General features: G+C 50.3%; 16 protein-coding genes. 7 read left to right on the top strand and 9 right to left on the bottom strand.

Going from position 1 to position 17,171, the window contains the following annotated elements:
- Positions 1-8: 8 nt before the first annotated feature.
- Together kefB and kefG are read right to left on the bottom strand one after the other, a co-directional pair.
- Entirely contained in the window at positions 9-1,817 is a 1,809-nt protein-coding gene (gene kefB, locus AC0IXI_RS01910) for a glutathione-regulated potassium-efflux system protein KefB (protein WP_064514272.1), read from the bottom strand.
- The gene (gene kefG / locus AC0IXI_RS01905) at positions 1,817-2,368 is read right to left on the bottom strand and encodes a glutathione-regulated potassium-efflux system ancillary protein KefG (protein WP_064514274.1); all 552 of its coding nucleotides are present in this window, start codon (positions 2,366-2,368) and stop codon (positions 1,817-1,819) included. Before kefG ends, kefB begins: the two co-directional genes overlap by 1 nt.
- Before the next feature lie 125 nt (positions 2,369-2,493).
- On the opposite strand from kefG, the gene AC0IXI_RS01900 reads away from it, so the two are divergent.
- Positions 2,494-4,398 carry an ABC transporter ATP-binding protein gene (locus AC0IXI_RS01900; protein ID WP_471681869.1) on the top strand — a complete coding sequence of 635 codons (1,905 nt, stop codon included), beginning with the start codon at positions 2,494-2,496 and terminating at the stop codon, positions 4,396-4,398.
- A gap of 34 nt (positions 4,399-4,432) precedes the next feature.
- Here AC0IXI_RS01900 and AC0IXI_RS01895 read toward each other — a convergent pair whose 3' ends face one another.
- Positions 4,433-5,032, bottom strand: a complete 600-nt coding sequence (locus AC0IXI_RS01895) for a LysE family translocator (protein ID WP_134185631.1) — start codon at positions 5,030-5,032, stop codon at positions 4,433-4,435.
- Positions 5,033-5,094: 62 nt separating this feature from the next.
- Here AC0IXI_RS01895 and AC0IXI_RS01890 point away from each other — a divergent pair, with 62 nt between their 5' ends.
- From AC0IXI_RS01890 to AC0IXI_RS01880, 3 genes are all read left to right on the top strand, one after another.
- On the top strand, positions 5,095-6,111 hold the full coding sequence (locus AC0IXI_RS01890) for a hydrolase (protein ID WP_064514280.1): 1,017 nt from the start codon (positions 5,095-5,097) through the stop codon (positions 6,109-6,111).
- Position 6,112: 1 nt separating this feature from the next.
- Complete coding sequence (locus tag AC0IXI_RS01885; protein WP_034460225.1) at positions 6,113-6,331, top strand: YheU family protein; 219 nt, start codon at positions 6,113-6,115, stop codon at positions 6,329-6,331.
- Between the two features lie 113 nt (positions 6,332-6,444).
- Positions 6,445-7,323 carry a phosphoribulokinase gene (locus AC0IXI_RS01880; protein WP_064514282.1) on the top strand — a complete coding sequence of 293 codons (879 nt, stop codon included), beginning with the start codon at positions 6,445-6,447 and terminating at the stop codon, positions 7,321-7,323.
- Positions 7,324-7,343: 20 nt separating this feature from the next.
- Here AC0IXI_RS01880 and AC0IXI_RS01875 read toward each other — a convergent pair whose 3' ends face one another.
- The gene (locus tag AC0IXI_RS01875) at positions 7,344-7,748 is read right to left on the bottom strand and encodes an OsmC family protein (protein WP_064514284.1); all 405 of its coding nucleotides are present in this window, start codon (positions 7,746-7,748) and stop codon (positions 7,344-7,346) included.
- A gap of 315 nt (positions 7,749-8,063) precedes the next feature.
- Between AC0IXI_RS01875 and crp the strand changes: the two genes are divergently transcribed.
- Complete coding sequence (gene crp, locus AC0IXI_RS01870) at positions 8,064-8,696, top strand: cAMP-activated global transcriptional regulator CRP (RefSeq protein WP_034499073.1); 633 nt, start codon at positions 8,064-8,066, stop codon at positions 8,694-8,696.
- A gap of 189 nt (positions 8,697-8,885) precedes the next feature.
- Positions 8,886-10,970 (top strand): YccS/YhfK family putative transporter, encoded by a 2,085-nt coding sequence (locus AC0IXI_RS01865; protein ID WP_471683189.1) that lies wholly within the window; start codon positions 8,886-8,888, stop codon positions 10,968-10,970.
- Positions 10,971-10,973: 3 nt separating this feature from the next.
- Here the strand turns inward: AC0IXI_RS01865 and argD are convergent, their stop codons facing one another.
- From argD to ppiA, 4 genes are all read right to left on the bottom strand, one after another.
- Entirely contained in the window at positions 10,974-12,194 is a 1,221-nt protein-coding gene (gene argD, locus AC0IXI_RS01860; RefSeq protein ID WP_413499556.1) for a bifunctional acetylornithine/succinyldiaminopimelate transaminase, read from the bottom strand.
- A gap of 100 nt (positions 12,195-12,294) precedes the next feature.
- On the bottom strand, positions 12,295-12,858 hold the full coding sequence (pabA, locus tag AC0IXI_RS01855) for an aminodeoxychorismate synthase component 2 (RefSeq protein WP_134185637.1): 564 nt from the start codon (positions 12,856-12,858) through the stop codon (positions 12,295-12,297).
- A gap of 33 nt (positions 12,859-12,891) precedes the next feature.
- Entirely contained in the window at positions 12,892-13,494 is a 603-nt protein-coding gene (locus AC0IXI_RS01850; protein ID WP_471681868.1) for a putative adenosine monophosphate-protein transferase Fic, read from the bottom strand.
- Positions 13,495-13,601: 107 nt separating this feature from the next.
- Complete coding sequence (gene ppiA, locus AC0IXI_RS01845) at positions 13,602-14,174, bottom strand: peptidylprolyl isomerase A (protein WP_064514292.1); 573 nt, start codon at positions 14,172-14,174, stop codon at positions 13,602-13,604.
- A 280-nt stretch (positions 14,175-14,454) separates the two neighbouring features.
- On the opposite strand from ppiA, the gene tsgA reads away from it, so the two are divergent.
- Entirely contained in the window at positions 14,455-15,639 is a 1,185-nt protein-coding gene (gene tsgA / locus AC0IXI_RS01840; RefSeq protein WP_471681867.1) for an MFS transporter TsgA, read from the top strand.
- Between the two features lie 30 nt (positions 15,640-15,669).
- On the opposite strand, the gene AC0IXI_RS01835 is transcribed toward tsgA, so the two are convergent.
- Positions 15,670-16,953 carry a cytosine deaminase gene (locus AC0IXI_RS01835; RefSeq protein ID WP_134185641.1) on the bottom strand — a complete coding sequence of 428 codons (1,284 nt, stop codon included), beginning with the start codon at positions 16,951-16,953 and terminating at the stop codon, positions 15,670-15,672.
- Positions 16,954-17,171 lie beyond the last annotated feature (218 nt).

Below are 17,171 nucleotides of genomic sequence, written 5' to 3'. Positions count from 1 at the left end.
CACCCTATTTATTCAAATTCATCCCAACCATCGAACTGCCGACGCTCTTGCTGCATCTCGCGTTCGAAAATCTCTTCTAACTCACGACGCGCTTCACGCACCCTGGAAATTTGTGCGTTATCAGTATGAATCGGCATTAACTCACGCAGCATGCTCATATCCAGACGGCGGAAATGAAGCTGCGCGCGGTGCGCCTGATGAGGATGCATCCCCAATGTCATCAGCGCCTTGCGACCTAATTCGAGCGCACTGGAGAAAGTTTCACGTGAGAACTGTGTCACTCCAGCTTGCAACAATTCATGCGCTTCTACACGACCACGGGCTCGCGCCAGTATCGCCAGGTGTGGAAAGTGTTGTTGACACAAATGGACGACTTTCATTGTGTCTTCCGGCTCATTACAGGTGATAACGATAGACTTTGCGGTCTCCGCTCCTGCCGAACGCAGCAACTCAAGCTCCGTGGCATCGCCGTAATAGACTTTATAGCCATATTTACGCATCAGACTGACTGAGCTAATGTCTCTCTCAAGAACAGTAATGCGCATTTTGTTCGCCATCAGCAAGCGGCCAATCACCTGCCCAAAACGCCCAAAGCCGACAATAATGACTTGCGGCTGATCGTCTTCAACGTAAGGCTTTTCATCGTTTTCGTCGTCAGCAACATTAAATCGCCGCGCCAGAATGGCATCAACGCCTTTCATCAGCAGTGGCGTGGTCATCATTGAAAGTGTAACCGTCACCAGCAACAGCGGCATTTGGTCACCGCTGAACAGCTTTTGTGATGAAGCCGTAGAGAAAAGTACGAATGCGAACTCCCCGCCCTGGCTTAGCACGCCTGAAAACTGTAGTCGCTCGGAGCTGCGCAAACCGAAAAACCACGACAGGCCATACAGTACGCCGGCTTTAACCGCCACCAACACCACTACGCCTAAAACAACCCAGAAGATATGGGTGTAAAGCACGCCGAGATTTAATGCCATGCCAACGGAGATAAAGAACAAGCCGAGCAATAATCCTTTAAAAGGATCAATCGCGATTTCCAGTTCGTGCCGGTATTCGCTTTCTGCCAATAACACGCCGGCAATAAACGTCCCAAGCGCCATTGAGAAGCCCAGCGCATCCATAAATAATGCTGACCCCAACACCAACAGTAATGCCGCCGCTGTAAAGACTTCGCGCACGCCGGAACCCGCAATAAAGCGAAATACCGGTTTCAGCAGATAACGCCCGCCAACCAACATCCCCGCAAAAGCCAGTACTTTGAAGCCGATCTTTATCCAGTCGGTATGCCCGCCGTCATTACCGGCCAACAACGGCACTAGCGCAATCGCCGGAATGACCGCCAAGTCCTGAAACAGCAACACAGAAAAACCAAGCTGCCCAGACTCGTTGCGATTCATACCTTTATCACGCATCAGCTGTAGCGCCATCGCCGTTGATGACATCGCCAGGCCAATCCCGCCAATTACCGCGGCTTGCCAGGAAAACTGAGTCAACATCAGCAGCCCAGCCAGGATCGTGGCACTGAGTAATACTTGTGCCGCACCGACACCAAATATCGAACGCCGAAGTTGCCAAAGTTTGGAAGGGTTCAGTTCCAGCCCGATGATAAACATCAGGAATACAACGCCCAATTCCGAGAAGTGAAGGATTTCATCTACATCGCTGATAAATCCTAATCCCCACGGCCCAATTGCAATACCTGCCAGCAAATAGCCCAGCACTGCGCCAATCCCTAAACGGGCGGCAATAGGTACGGCAACTACAGCAGCAAACAAAAACAGCACTCCGGCCAGTAATACGTCAGAACCTTCCATCAGCGGCCTCCCGGTAATGTCGGTGAAGCCAACCATTCACCATAAGCTTTCGCATGGCTGGCCAGCTCCTGGGGAGATTGCCGACGTGCCCAGTAAACAATCATCGGGTTCATCCAGTGCATACGGCACATGGCGGCAGTGAGTTCAAAGGGACGTAAAATATCGGTCAGTGGGAAGCGGTTAAAACCATCGTGCCGATAAGCGCCTTCTGGCTCTCCGGTGGTAATCACACTACGCCAATACTTTCCCGCCAGAGCGGTACCTCCGACACCACTTGCGAAGCCACGGCTCAACACGCGATCCAGCCACTCTTTTAGCAATGCGGGGCAGCTATAGGTATAAAGCGGATGTTGAAAGACGATGACATCATGCTCTTGCAGTAATGCCTGCTCGCGATAGATATCAATAAAAAAGTCAGGATAGTGCGCATAAAGATCATGCACAGTGACATTGGCAAGCTGCTGCGCCGGCTGGAGTAAGACGCGGTTTGCGACCGAGTCTTGTGACTCCGGATGGGCATATAGCAGCAAAACTTTCGGCGGCTGCGACATCATTACCCTCCAGGGCGTCGTCATAGTGATTTTTTTGGGCTACCATGCAGCCCGACGCGGTGCCGATAGCATCACGTTACCTTAATATAATGACAATTTAACATACTCTGAACATACGGCGCTTTATGATTGTTTTCTCCTCGTTACAAATTCGTCGCGGTACCCGCGTTCTGCTGGATAACGCCACCGCTACCATCAATCCGGGCCAGAAAGTGGGTCTGGTGGGTAAAAACGGCTGCGGTAAATCCACGCTGCTGGCGCTGCTGAAGAACGAGATCAGCGCCGATGGCGGAAGTATGACCTATCCTGGTAACTGGGCGTTGGCCTGGGTAAACCAGGAAACCCCTGCACTGGCGATGCCAGCCATTGAATATGTTATTGATGGCGACCGTGAATTCCGCCAGCTTGAAGCGGAACTGGCAAAAGCCAATGAGCGCAACGATGGCCATGCAATTGCACTGGTGCACGGCAAGCTCGATGCGGTTGATGCATGGACGATTCGCTCACGTGCGTCGAGCCTTCTGCACGGTTTAGGCTTCAGCAATGAACAACTTGAACGCCCGGTCAGTGATTTTTCCGGTGGCTGGCGTATGCGCCTGAACCTGGCACAAGCACTGATCTGCCGCTCAGATTTACTTCTGCTTGATGAACCAACCAACCACCTGGATTTAGACGCCGTAATCTGGCTTGAGCGCTGGCTGAAAAGTTATCAGGGCACATTGATTCTGATTTCTCACGACCGTGACTTCCTTGACCCGGTGGTGGGCAAAATTATTCATATCGAACAAGAGTCGATGTTTGAATACACCGGCAACTACTCTTCGTTTGAAGGCCAACGCGCGACGCGCCTTGCTCAGCAGCAGTCGATGTATGAAAGCCAGCAGGAGCGTGTTGCTCACTTGCAAAGCTTTATCGATCGTTTCAAAGCCAAAGCCAGCAAAGCAAAACAAGCGCAGAGCCGGGTGAAGATGCTCGAGCGCATGGAATTGATTGCGCCGGCACACGTCGACAACCCGTTCCACTTCAGTTTCCGCGAGCCAGAAAGCTTGCCGAATCCGCTATTGCGAATGGAAAAAGTCAGTGCTGGTTATGGCGAGCGAGTGATCCTTGATTCCATCAAACTGAATCTGGTGCCTGGCTCGCGCATTGGTTTGCTCGGTCGCAACGGTGCTGGTAAATCAACGCTTATCAAACTGCTGGCGGAAGAAATCAAACCGTTGCAGGGTGATATCGGCTTGGCAAAAGGCATCAAGCTAGGCTACTTCGCTCAGCATCAGTTGGAATATTTACGCGCTGACGAATCCCCACTTCAACATCTTGCACGTATCGCACCGAAAGAGTCTGAACAGCAGTTGCGTGATTATCTCGGCGGTTTCGGCTTCCGGGGCGATAAAGTCACCGAGCAAACAGCTCGCTTCTCTGGTGGTGAAAAAGCGCGTCTGGTTCTGGCATTGGTTGTGTGGCAGCGCCCCAACCTGCTGCTGCTCGATGAACCGACCAACCACCTTGATCTCGACATGCGTCAAGCGCTGACCGAAGCGTTGATTGATTTCGAAGGCGCGCTGGTTGTGGTATCGCACGACCGTCACCTGTTGCGTTCAACTACCGACGATCTCTACCTGGTTCACGATGGCAAAGTGGAAGCGTTTGATGGCGATCTGGAAGATTATCAACAGTGGCTTGTGGATCTGCAAAAGCAGGAAAACCAGCCCGACGATTCCGCGAAAGATAACGCCAACAGCGCCCAGGCACGTAAAGACCAAAAACGCCGCGAAGCCGAATTACGCACGCTAACTCAACCATTGCGTAAGCAAATCACCACGCTTGAAAAGCAGATGGAAAAGTTAAATGTGCAGCTTGCTCAAGTCGAAGAAAAGCTGGCTGACAGCGCCATTTACGACCAAAGTCGCAAAGCAGAAATGACCGAATGCCTGCAAACTCAGGTGAAAGTGAAGTCAGCTCTGGAAGAATGTGAGATGGAATGGCTTGATGCGCATGATCAGTTAGAACAGATGATGCAGGCCGAATGACTATTTGGCCTCACTAAAAGTGAGGCCAAACGACTCAATGCCAAATCAGCAGCACGCACGCAGCCGTCAGCAATCCCATAAATACGTTGAAGATTGTCCAGGCGCGGCGGCTACGAAGCAATGTGCCAATCATGCTGCCAAAGGCAATCCAGATGATGCCTGCGACAATGTTAACCAGTGCAATACCAATACTGATTAACACAACCGAGTGCAGATACTGGGAACCTGCAAGGCTGAAACTTGCTACTGCGCCTAGCGCCATCAACCATGCTTTAGGGTTGATAACCTGTAATAAACCGCCCTGCCAGAAAGGAATCGGTTCAGGTGGCGGTGCATCCGTTTCCAGTTTTTCATAGGTTGCGGAGCCGATTTTCCAGGCCAGCCATAATAGGTAAACACTCCCGGCAATCTTCAGGATAAGGTGCAAAGCTGGATATAAAAGGATTAAGCTACCGACGCCAAACGCCACCAGCAATAGAATGCATTGCATTCCCAGCATAATGCCTATCATCAATGGTATGGTGCGCAGGAATCCGTAATTCGCCCCGGATGAAGTGAGTAGCATATTGTTTGGGCCAGGTGTGATAGCAGCAACCCAGAGAAAGCCCAGCATTGAGAAAAAAAGCGTTTCCATGAAATGGGTGTTCCACACCCCGTAAAGTTAATTAGCAAACTAAATGAAACTAACAGTGTGATATGGCTACGACAAGTCCCGCAGTATTGAATTTTAATCACGAAGAAGATGAGCAATTTCGTCCGTTGAAGGGTGTGAGTAATCCACACCTGCAAACCATGCTTCCGCGTTTGATTCGCCGTCGCCTCAATTTCAAACCTCACTGGCAGCGTCTTGACATGCCAGACGGGGATTTTGTCGATCTTGCCTGGAGCGAGGACCCGCGCCAGGCAATGCATAAACCACGGTTAGTCGTTTTTCATGGACTCGAAGGTAGCCTGCACAGCCCATACGCTCACGGTTTAATCGAGGCCGCCAGCAAGCAAGGCTGGTTAGGCGTGGTAATGCATTTCCGTGGTTGCAGTGGTGTACCTAATCGCATGAAGCGTATCTACCACTCCGGTGAAACGGAAGATGGAAGTTACTTCCTTAACTGGCTCAGTACCCGTTATGGCAAAGTGCCAACGGCGGCGGTCGGTTTTTCTCTCGGCGGCAACATGCTCGCCTGCCTGATGGCAAAACAAGGTGCCGATTGTACGCTTCAGGCCGGTGTAGTGGTTTCAGCCCCTCTGATGCTTGAACATTGCAGCGCACATATCGAAAAAGGCTTCTCACGCGTTTATCAGCACTATCTTTTAAATCTGCTGAAGAAGAATGCCGCACGTAAGTTAAGAAGCTATCCGGGCACACTCCCGGTAGATATGCGTCAGCTTAAAGGAATGCGTCGTCTGCGCGAGTTTGACGATTTGATTACCTCAAAAATTCACGGCTTTGCTGACGCTATCGATTATTACCGCCAGTGCAGCGCTATGCCGCTGCTGCCACAAATCAAAACGCCGACGCTCATCATCCACGCAAAAGATGACCCGTTTATGGATCACCATGTGATCCCCGATAAAGCTATCTTACCTGCCAATATCGAGTATCAACTCACGCGATACGGTGGGCATGTTGGGTTTGTGGGTGGCACGTTACGGCGCCCTGAAATGTGGCTTGAGCAACGTATCCCGCAGTGGCTGTCTCAATTTTTGGACCAGTAATATGATGATTCCCTGGCAAGATCTGCCTCCCGAAACGCTTGATAATCTGATTGAATCCTTTGTATTACGCGAAGGCACCGATTATGGTGAACAAGAGCGTTCACTGGAGCAGAAAGTGGCCGATGTTAAGCGCCAGCTGCAAAGTGGTGAGGCTGTGCTGGTATGGTCGGAACTCCATGAAACGGTAAATATTATGGCTCGCGGGCAGTTTCGCGGCTAAGCGTTTAACTTCTATACTGCATAATAAAACCACCCTCACCCAGCTATCTCCCTGAGGGTGAGGACCAGCCCTTACTTACACACACTTGCTATCACCCATGGAGTTGTTGCCTTATGTCAGCCAAACATCCGGTTATTGCCGTAACAGGTTCCAGCGGCGCGGGAACGACAACAACCAGCCTTGCCTTCCGTAAAATCTTCCAGCAACTCAATTTACGTGCAGCGGAAGTCGAAGGTGACAGTTTCCATCGTTTCACTCGTCCTGAAATGGATATGGCTATTCGTAAAGCACGCGACCTGGGGCGCCATATCAGCTATTTCGGCCCGGAAGCCAATGACTTTGGTTTGCTTGAACAGACGTTCATTGAGTACGGCAGAACCGGGCAGGGTAAGTCACGCAAGTATCTACATACTTACGATGAAGCCGTACCCTGGAACCAAATCCCCGGAACCTTCACGCCATGGCAACCATTGCCAGAACCCACTGATGTTTTGTTTTATGAAGGTTTGCACGGCGGTGTAGTTACGCCACAGCACGATGTGGCTAAGGCCGTCGATTTGCTGGTTGGTGTAGTACCGATTGTGAACCTGGAGTGGATACAAAAGTTAGTGCGCGATACCAGCGAGCGCGGGCATTCCCGAGAAGCGGTAATGGATTCTGTGGTTCGTTCTATGGACGACTATATCAATTACATCACACCGCAATTCTCCCGCACCCATATCAACTTCCAGCGCGTTCCAACTGTTGATACGTCTAACCCATTTGCGGCTCGCGGCATCCCTTCTCTGGATGAAAGTTTTGTGGTGATTCATTTTCGCGGGCTGGATGACATCGACTTCCCGTATTTGCTTGCCATGCTGCAAGGGTCGTTTATTTCCCACATCAATACTTTGGTGGTGCCGGGCGGCAAAATGGGTCTGGCAATGGAATTAATTATGACGCCGCTCGTTAAGCGACTGGCGGAAGGGCGAAACATTAATCAGGGCGGCTAATCACCGCCCTGTTTTACACACTAAGCATCAATCACTTCATAGCTATGAGTAACGTTGACCGCTTTTTCAAGCATCAGTGCTACAGAGCAGTATTTCTCAGCAGAGAGGTCTACTGCGCGGGAAACTGCAGCATCTTTTAGCTCTTTGCCTGTCACGATGAAATGCAGATTGATGTGCGTAAACAAACGCGGAGCCTCTTCACGGCGCTCAGAGGTCAATTTCACTTCGCAGTCGGTCACGGCGTAGCGGCCTTTTTGCAAAATAGAAACTACGTCAATTGCACTGCAACCGCCAACGGACATCAGCACCATTTCCATTGGGCTTGGTGCTTTATCACCAGAATTGCCATCCATAAGGATCTGGTGCCCTGAAGCGGACTCGCCCAGGAAGGTAAACCCTTCAACCCATTTCACTCGTGCCTGCATGCTGCTTACTCCTGTAGAAAAATTACCTTTCAGAGTACGCAGATTCAGCAAATCTGGCAACGGAAGGCGACATGCGTCAAGCTGAAACGAGACAACAGGAGACACTTGCCAAAAGCTATGCTAAAACAATCCAGATGCTACATCGATACATTGACGTAATGCATGTATGCAGAGGACATCACTAATTACAGGCAGCAAGAATGACTTGCATGCCATCTCCCCAAGGTGGGGAATATTCTAATTACTTGCAACGCCAGACAGGATGTTTAGCGTCCTGTCGTTGGTAGCCAGTTATAAAACAGAGGATAACCGCGCATGGTGCTTGGCAAACCGCAAACAGACCCGACTCTCGAATGGTTCTTGTCCCATTGCCACATTCATAAGTATCCATCGAAGAGCACACTCATTCACCAAGGTGAGAAAGCAGAGACGCTGTATTACATCGTCAAGGGCTCTGTGGCTGTTCTGATTAAAGATGAAGAGGGCAAGGAAATGATCCTCTCCTATCTAAATCAGGGCGATTTCATTGGTGAGTTAGGGCTGTTCGAAGAAGGTCAGGAACGTAGTGCCTGGGTTCGTGCTAAAAGTGCCTGTGAAGTGGCTGAAATTTCTTATAAAAAATTCCGCCAGCTGATCCAGGTCAACCCAGATATTCTGATGCGCCTGTCTTCACAAATGGCTAGCCGTCTGCAAGTTACATCTGAGAAAGTGGGTAATCTGGCATTCCTGGATGTGACTGGTCGTATCGCGCAGACGCTGCTGAACCTGGCTAAACAACCTGATGCAATGACCCACCCAGACGGTATGCAGATTAAAATTACCCGTCAGGAAATCGGTCAGATCGTGGGTTGCTCTCGCGAAACTGTTGGTCGTATCTTGAAAATGCTGGAAGATCAAAATCTGATCTCCGCTCACGGTAAAACGATCGTCGTATACGGCACTCGTTAATCTCCGTCTAAAAAATGGCGTGTTGCTTCATAACACGCCTTTTTTGTCTCTACACTTCCCTCACTTGCTCTAAATAATTCATGTTGCAGGTAGGCGGTAAGCTCAGGAATCCCCAGGAGCTTACTAAAGTAAGTGACTGGTGTGACTGAGTACAACCAACAACCCTGCAACTTGAAGTATGACGAGCAAATGTGGCGACGGCTGATCTACCATCCTGAAGTTAACTACGCACTGCGGCAAACGCTGGTGCTGTGCCTTCCGGTGGCAGTAGGTTTGCTCGTCGGCGATCTCCAGTCTGGCCTGCTTTTCTCGTTAGTTCCTGCCTGTTGCAATATTGCGGGCCTTGATACTCCACATAAGCGCTTCTTCAAACGTCTGATTGTTGGCGGCAGCCTTTTTGCCATCAGCAGTCTGATCATGCAGCTTTTATTACTTTATACCTCCGTACCGTTGCCGGTGATATTGGTCGTGATGGCGCTCTTGCTTGGGGTCACGGCAGAAATCAGTTCCTTGCACGCTCGTCTGCTTCCCGCATCACTCATTGCTGCCATATTTACACTCAGCATGGCCGGAAATATGCCGATTTGGAAACCGATGGTGCTGTATGTCTCCGGTACGATTTGGTACGGCGTATTTAACTGGTTTTGGTTCTGGATGTGGCGCGAGCAGCCGCTGCGGGAATCATTGAGCCTGCTCTATCGGCAGTTGGCAGATTACTGTGAAGCAAAATACGGCATGCTGACTCAACATACCGATCCGGAAAAAGCGCTCCCTCCTCTGCTGGCTCGTCAGCAAAAAGCGGTGGATCTCATTACCCAATGCTACCAACAGCTTCATATGCTGGCGGCAAACCAGCAAAACGGCTACAAGCGTTTGCTACGTGCATTCCAGGTAGCACTGGATTTGCAAGAGCACATCTCGGTAAGCCTTCACCAACCAGCTGAAGTTCAGAAGCTCGTCGAGCAAAGCCATGCAGAAGCGGTTATTAGATGGAATGCTCAGACCATCGCGGCGCGCTTACGCGTACTGGCTGACGACATTCTTTACCATCGTTATCCACAGCGTTTTACGATGGAAAAACAGATCGACGCCCTTGAGAAAATCGCCCGTCAGAATCCAGATAACCCGGTTGGGCAATTTTGCCATTACCACTTCAGCCGTATCGCTCGCGTGCTACGCACCCAACGCCCGCTGTATGTCCGTGATTTAATGGAAGACCGGCAACGCCGTTTGCCACTGTGGGCGGCATTGAAAAGTTATTTATCGTTGAAGTCAGCGGCGCTTCGCAACGCAGCAAGATTGGGTGTGATGCTCACGATAGCCAGTCTGTTGGGTGCATTTTTACATCTGCCCAAGCCCTACTGGATTTTAATGACGGTAATGTTCGTGACGCAAAACGGCTACGGTGCCACACGAGTTCGTATTCTCCACCGTTCGGCGGGCACCATTGCAGGCCTTGCCATTGCAGGTATTGCGCTTCACTTCCACTTCCCGAAAAGCATTGCTCTGGGCGCGATGCTGGTCATTACGCTGGTGAGCTATCTGTTTATTCGCAAAAGCTACGGCTGGGCGACGATAGGCTTTACGGTGACCGCCGTTTATACCCTGCAATTGATAACATTAAGTGCCGAGCAGTATATCGTCCCTCGCCTGATAGATACGTTGCTAGGCTGCTTGATAGCCTTTGGCGGCATGGTGTGGCTGTGGCCACAATGGCAGAGTGGCTTGTTACGCCAGAACGCCCACGATGCGTTGGAAAGGGATCAAAATGCAATTCGCCTGATTCTCAGTAATGACCCCGAACCAACGCCGCTCGCTTATGAACGTATGAAGGTCAACCAGGCACATAACGCCCTGTTTAACTCCCTGAACCAGGCGATGCAGGAACCTGGGTTTAATTCGCATTATCTGGCGGATATGAAACTGTGGGTGACGCACAGTCAGTTTATTGTCGAGCATATTAACGCAATGACGACTTTGGCTCGCGAACACAATATGTTGACGCCAGATCTTGCCCAGCGCTATTTGCAGTCATGTGAAATTGCGCTGCAACGATGCCAACAGCGGCTTCAGTATGATGGGCCTGGGGAAACCAATGATGCGAATATTCTGGACCCGCTAGAAGGGCTTCCAAACGGGCCATTAAGTACGATGGAACAGCATTTGCAGAGGATACTGGGCCATCTCAGCACCATGCATACCATATCTTCGGTTGCATGGCGTCAACGGCCACATCACGGAATCTGGCTGAGCCGCCTGCGGCGCTCAGATTGATGATTATCCGTTAACGATCTTCGCAACGGCTTTGGCAAAGCGCGCCATACCGTCAGCGATATCGGCACTTTCCACAATCAACGCCGGGGCAAAACGCATCACATCTGGCCCGGCGTTCAAAACCATCACGCCTTCCTGTGCTGCCGCATACAAAAATTCACGCGCGCGCCCTTTGTATTGTGGCTTTAGCTCGGCACCAATCAATAAACCCATGCCGCGAATATCGCTGAACACGTCGAACTGCTCGTCGATTTGTTGCAAATGCTTGACGAATTGCTGGCGTTTTTCCGTGACGCCATTCAGCACTTCAGGCGTGTTGATGATATCAAACGCCGCGCCCGCGACTGCGCAGGCCAGAGGATTGCCGCCGTAGGTTGAACCGTGTGTACCGACATGAAACGCCGAAGCAATTTCCTGAGTCGTCAGCATCACGCTGACCGGGAAGCCACCGCCAAGAGCCTTCGCGCTGGTCAAAATATCTGGCGTCACACCGTAATGCATATAGGCGAACAACTCGCCGATGCGCCCCATACCACACTGCACTTCATCAAATACCAATAAGGCTTTGTGCTCATCACAAAGGTCACGCAAGCCTTGCAAGAACTCTGGCGTTGCCGCCGTAACGCCACCCTCACCCTGAATCGGTTCGACCACGACCGCGCAGGTATGGTCGTCCATCACGGCTTTTACCGCATGCAAATCATTAAATGGCACATGAATGATGTCAGCTGGTTTCGGGCCAAAACCATCGGAATACTTCGGTTGCCCACCCACTGAAACAGTAAACAGAGAACGACCATGGAAGGCGTTATGGAAAGCGATAATCTTTGTTTTATACGGGCTATGGCGGGTCGAAGCGTAGTAGCGAGCCAATTTAAAGGCTGTTTCATTCGCTTCGGTGCCAGAGTTCATAAACAGCACGCGTTCAGCAAAAGTGGCGTCAATCAGCTTGCGGCCAAGTCGTAGAGCGGGCTCATTGGTGAAAACATTACTGGTATGCCATAGCGTTTCACCCTGGCTTTTTAGCGCTTCAACTAAAGCTGGATGGCAGTGACCTAGCGCAGTAACAGCAATCCCACCTGCGAAATCCACATATTCTTTCCCTTGTTGATCCCATACGCGGCTACCTTTGCCTTTTACTGGGATAAACTCTGCCGGTGCATAAATCGGCAAAATAACTTCATCGAAAGTTGCGCGGGTAATTGCTGATTGTTCAGTTGCCATTTATTGCCCATCCCCTTTTTACGCATAAAAACGCATGAAAGATATTATGAAAATATAATCATGAAATATGCATAAAAAATCATTACCTGGCAATATAAAATCAACGATTAAGGAAATTGGCTAACAGCTGGTGCCCCTGCTCGCTGAGAATGCTTTCCGGGTGAAACTGCACACCTTCCAGGTCAAACTCACGATGGCGAATACCCATAATTTCTTGTTTATCAGTCCATGCTGTGACTTCAAAGCACGCAGGCAACGTGGCAGGAGCGATAACCAAAGAGTGATAACGCGTGACGGTGAGAGGGTTGTTCAGGCCATTGAAGACGCCAGAATTCTTATGCGTAATGGCTGATGTTTTGCCATGCATCACTTTTTCAGCGCGAACAATCTTCGCACCAAACGCCTGAGCAATCGCCTGGTGACCAAGACAGACACCGAGAATCGGTAACTGCCCGGCAAAATGAGTAATCGCCGCAAGTGAAATCCCGGCTTCGGTGGGGGTGCAAGGGCCAGGAGAGATGACCAGTTTTTCTGGTGCCAGGGCACTGATATCAGAAAGAGTCAGCTCATCGTTACGTTTCACCACCACTTCTGCGCCTAATTCACAAAAGTATTGATAAAGGTTCCAGGTAAATGAGTCGTAATTGTCGATAAGCAGTAGCATCGCGGCTCCAGGGTAAAAAAGAACCGCGCTATTCTATTCGCTTTCGCGCGCTTCACTCACGACTTTAGTGAAAATCTCCGTAAGCGGTGCCAGATCGCCCAACGCTCCCGCCTGATTCGCCGTTGCCCATCCTTCAGGCGACACGTCTTTCCAATCGAGGATGTAACCGGCATGAATCGCTAACTGCTCGAAGAACACGCGCTGCGCCCTACCACTGCCAACAAAAAACGGATGAAGTACGTTAATTTCACAATAGTAATGCGACAGGCGCTGAACGAACTCAGTTCTGGAAAGACCGACCAGATAATGCTCGTCCTCCATTTCTTGCATCAGATCGTTGCCTTCATTTTCGATGTACTCGAAATGGCAGAACTGTATCTCCCCTTTGGAAATATCAACGTCTCGTAGCTCGCCTGCCCAGTCGAAAATATCCTGAAAAAGCTGCTGATGGATAGCACACAACCAGGGTAATCCGCGATGCAACGGGCCAAGTTCAATCGTTTCTACACGCTGCGCGATAATCTCATCTTGCGCATGAGGCTCAAGAATATCCAGCCGGGAACTAGCCTGAAATGAACGACTACGCAGCTGTTGCCAAAGACGGGACTTTTGTTTGTCGGTCATTTTCTTTGTCATGGTGCCTCCCTAACATGACCCATAGTTGCCACAAGTATAAGCAGCAATCGGTAGAAGTGCTGGAAGGGAGATTTTGCGCGGGCATGGGGTACCCGCGCAGGAATTTGTTAAGGCAGAACTTTCGCGGAGAGGATAACTACAGGTTTTGACGGCACATTTTGGTATGGGCCAACGTCATGAGTTTGTACCTGAGAGATTTTATCGGCAACGTCCATCCCTTTCACAACTTTACCAAATACTGCATAACCGAAGTCGCGCTGGCCGTGATCGAGGAAGGCGTTATCTGCCACATTGAGGAAGAACTGGCTGGTCGCGCTGTCTTTATCGGCAGTACGCGCCATAGAAATAGTACCGCGAGTATTACGCAAGCCGTTATCGGCTTCATTTTTAATCGGTGGATTAGGCTGCTTCTGATTCATATCTGCAGTGAAGCCACCGCCCTGAAGCATGAAGCCCGGGATCACGCGATGGAAAATGGTGTTGTTGTAGAAGCCGCTGTTAACGTAATCCACAAAGTTTTTCACAGAAACTGGGGCTTTCTGGCTATTTAACTCAAGCTCAATTTCACCCGCTGATGTGGTCAACAGGACGTGTGGGTCACCTTTAGCAGCAAGTGCCGCAGGAGAAAGAGCGGTTAGAGCAAACACAGTTGCTACAGCCGCCAGAGTCGATTTGAGCATGAATAATTCCTTACGAATGCAGTGAATGAGGCAAGTTGCTAGATTGTAAAGACGCACTCAAGTATGCGCCAGCCATTTACGGTTTTTTACTTTCACACAAATCAATAAGTTAAATGAATCAATAATCATATAACGCGATTAATCGTGACACTGGTCACCTTAAGCTCAAGTCGTTGCAGCAAATGAATTATAAATTGTATGAATGAGTCACGTTTTTGACTAAAATCCATTCTTCTCGAGTGCTGTCAAAGCACTTTACATTTCTATTCACAGGCTTGTCATGACTAACAGCAACCGCATTAAGCTCACATGGATCAGCTTCTTCTCCTACGCCCTAACTGGTGCGTTGGTGATCGTCACCGGGATGGTGATGGGCAATATCGCTGAATACTTCCACGTCCCTGTTTCCAGCATGAGTAACACCTTTACTTTCCTGAACGTGGGCATTTTGATTTCTATCTTCCTGAATGCCTGGTTAATGGAAATTGTACCGCTCAAAACTCAGCTGCGTTTTGGTTTCATCCTGATGGTGCTGGCCGTTGCCGGGCTTATCTTTGGCGATAACCTGACTATTTTCTCAGTCGCGATGTTTGTTCTGGGACTGGTCAGTGGTATCACGATGTCCATTGGTACCTTCCTGATTACGCACATGTATGAAGGCCGTGAGCGTGGTTCACGTCTGCTGTTTACCGACTCCTTCTTCAGTATGGCAGGGATGATTTTCCCAATGGTGGCCGCGTTTCTGCTGGCTCGTAGCATCAACTGGTATTGGGTTTATGTCTGCATCGGTCTGGTTTATGTCGCTATCTTCATCCTGACCATCGGTTGTGACTTCCCGGCATTGGGTAAACACGCACCGCAACCTGAAAAAGTCGCCGAAAAAGAAAAATGGGGTGTGGGCGTGCTGTTCCTGTCCATCGCGGCTTTGTGCTACATCCTCGGCCAACTGGGCTTTATCTCCTGGGTTCCGGAATACGCCAAAAGCCTGGGTATGAACCTCAATGATGCGGGCCAGTTGGTCAGCGATTTCTGGATGTCTTATATGTTTGGGATGTGGGCGTTCAGCTTTATTCTGCGTTTCTTCGACCTGCAACGTATTCTGACTGTTCTGGCGGGTGCAGCGACTGTTCTGATGTACCTGTTTAACAAAAGCGAACCGGCACATCTGGCATGGTTTATTTTGGCGCTTGGCTTCTTCTCCAGCGCGATTTACACCTCTGTAATCACCCTGGGTTCATTGCAGACCAAAATCGCTTCGCCAAAACTGGTTAACTTCGTACTGACCTGCGGCACCATCGGCACCATGCTGACCTTTGTGGTTACCGGCCCGATTGTGGCTCACAGCGGCCCGCACGCGGCGCTGCAAACCTCAAACGCCTTGTACGCAGTGGTATTTATCATGTGCCTGATTCTCAGTCTGGTAACGAAACACCGCCAGCATAACGCGGTGGCAGCGGTAAACTAACCGCAGCCGCAAAGCTAACGGCGGGTCTATTTACCCGCCGAATTTTATCTCTTCTGCTTCATCCAGCATCACCCAGGTTTGTGACAATTGCGTGGTCGCAATAACTTTCCCTTCCCGCACTGACCAACGCACCGGCACCTGCCTGCGTACCGCATCAAAGCCATTCTCGGCCGGAAGAATAATCAGGTTCGCCGCATTCCCCTCAGTAATACCGTACTCTTGCACACCAAACGTACGTGCACTGTTATCGGTAATCAGCTTCAAACCTTCGTCGATTTGCTGGTAACCCATCATCTGGCAGACATGCAGCCCCATATGCAGCACCTGCAACATATTGGCGGTGCCGAGCGGGTACCAAGGGTCAAACACATCATCATGCCCAAAGCAGACGTTTATCCCCGCTTCGAGTAACTCTTTCACCCGCGTGATACCACGGCGTTTTGGGTAATCATCAAAGCGCCCTTGCAGATGAATATTTACCAGCGGGTTGGCGACAAAGTTAATCCCGGACATTTTCAACAAGCGGAACAAACGCGAAGTATAAGCACCGTTGTAAGAGTGCATCGCCGTGGTATGGCTGGCGGTTACGCGCTCGCCGATGCCATCGCGCAACGCCAGTGCCGCGACGGTTTCGACAAACCGCGACTGTTCATCGTCAATTTCATCGCAGTGAATATCTAACGGGCGATCGTACTTTTTCGCTAGTGCGAAAGCTTTATGCAGCGATTCAACGCCGTACTCACGGGTGAATTCAAAGTGCGGGATTGCCCCCACCACATCCGCCCCCAGTCGCAGTGCTTCTTCAAGCAGCGCTTCCCCGTTGGGGTACGACATAATCCCTTCTTGCGGGAAGGCGACTATTTGCACCTCAATCCAGGGAGCCGCTTCTTGCTTCACTTCCAGCATCGCTTTTAACGCGGTCAGTGTAGGGTCTGAGACATCAACGTGGGTGCGGACATACTGAATGCCGTTGGCAATCTGCCACTTCAGCGTCTGCCAGGCGCGTTGTTTGACATCTTCATGCGTCAGAAGCGCTTTTCGTTCAGCCCAACGTTCAATGCCTTCGAATAAGGTGCCAGACTGATTCCAGCTCGGTTGCCCGGCGGTCTGCGTGGTATCAAGGTGAATATGAGGCTCAATAAATGGGGGGATAGCAAGACCGCCTCGCCCATCAAGCACCTGCTGGCTTTCGGTTTGGGTTTCACTCATTGGTTTAATGGTGCTGATGCGCCCATTTCCGATAGCTATTTGCCATAAGCCTTCGCGCCCGACCAGACGCACATTTTGAATCAACTCCAACGCCAGATTGCTCATACCCACTCCTTGTTAATTAGCCGCCCCTATTTCATAGCACACAAGGCAAAATGGGGACATTTATTGTCTTCCCGCGAATAGCTAAACATTTCCGCAACTTAGAAAAACCCACTAAAATCAGCAATATACCCATTAAGAGGTATATAAAGGTGTATTTGATTTGTATCAATAATCGCCATTGCTGAATCGTTAAGGTAGGCAGTAATAGAAAAGAAATT

The organism is Buttiauxella sp. AC038 (assembly GCF_979253565.1).
This window is presented reverse-complemented; position numbering and strand designations above follow the sequence as displayed.

What these genes read in the sequence shown, in the direction of transcription:
- crp (WP_034499073.1), top strand. Translation starts at nt 8,064, where the DNA reads ATGGTGCTTGGCAAACCGCAAACAGACCCGACTCTCGAATGGTTCTTG.
- AC0IXI_RS01850 (WP_471681868.1), bottom strand. Translation starts at nt 13,494, where the DNA reads ATGACAAAGAAAATGACCGACAAACAAAAGTCCCGTCTTTGGCAACAG.
- pabA (WP_134185637.1), bottom strand. Translation starts at nt 12,858, where the DNA reads ATGCTACTGCTTATCGACAATTACGACTCATTTACCTGGAACCTTTAT.
- AC0IXI_RS01835 (WP_134185641.1), bottom strand. Translation starts at nt 16,953, where the DNA reads ATGAGCAATCTGGCGTTGGAGTTGATTCAAAATGTGCGTCTGGTCGGG.
- argD (WP_413499556.1), bottom strand. Translation starts at nt 12,194, where the DNA reads ATGGCAACTGAACAATCAGCAATTACCCGCGCAACTTTCGATGAAGTT.
- kefG (WP_064514274.1), bottom strand. Translation starts at nt 2,368, where the DNA reads ATGTCGCAGCCGCCGAAAGTTTTGCTGCTATATGCCCATCCGGAGTCA.
- AC0IXI_RS01880 (WP_064514282.1), top strand. Translation starts at nt 6,445, where the DNA reads ATGTCAGCCAAACATCCGGTTATTGCCGTAACAGGTTCCAGCGGCGCG.
- AC0IXI_RS01885 (WP_034460225.1), top strand. Translation starts at nt 6,113, where the DNA reads ATGATGATTCCCTGGCAAGATCTGCCTCCCGAAACGCTTGATAATCTG.
- AC0IXI_RS01890 (WP_064514280.1), top strand. Translation starts at nt 5,095, where the DNA reads ATGGCTACGACAAGTCCCGCAGTATTGAATTTTAATCACGAAGAAGAT.
- AC0IXI_RS01865 (WP_471683189.1), top strand. Translation starts at nt 8,886, where the DNA reads ATGTGGCGACGGCTGATCTACCATCCTGAAGTTAACTACGCACTGCGG.
- tsgA (WP_471681867.1), top strand. Translation starts at nt 14,455, where the DNA reads ATGACTAACAGCAACCGCATTAAGCTCACATGGATCAGCTTCTTCTCC.
- ppiA (WP_064514292.1), bottom strand. Translation starts at nt 14,174, where the DNA reads ATGCTCAAATCGACTCTGGCGGCTGTAGCAACTGTGTTTGCTCTAACC.
- AC0IXI_RS01875 (WP_064514284.1), bottom strand. Translation starts at nt 7,748, where the DNA reads ATGCAGGCACGAGTGAAATGGGTTGAAGGGTTTACCTTCCTGGGCGAG.
- AC0IXI_RS01895 (WP_134185631.1), bottom strand. Translation starts at nt 5,032, where the DNA reads ATGGAAACGCTTTTTTTCTCAATGCTGGGCTTTCTCTGGGTTGCTGCT.
- kefB (WP_064514272.1), bottom strand. Translation starts at nt 1,817, where the DNA reads ATGGAAGGTTCTGACGTATTACTGGCCGGAGTGCTGTTTTTGTTTGCT.
- AC0IXI_RS01900 (WP_471681869.1), top strand. Translation starts at nt 2,494, where the DNA reads ATGATTGTTTTCTCCTCGTTACAAATTCGTCGCGGTACCCGCGTTCTG.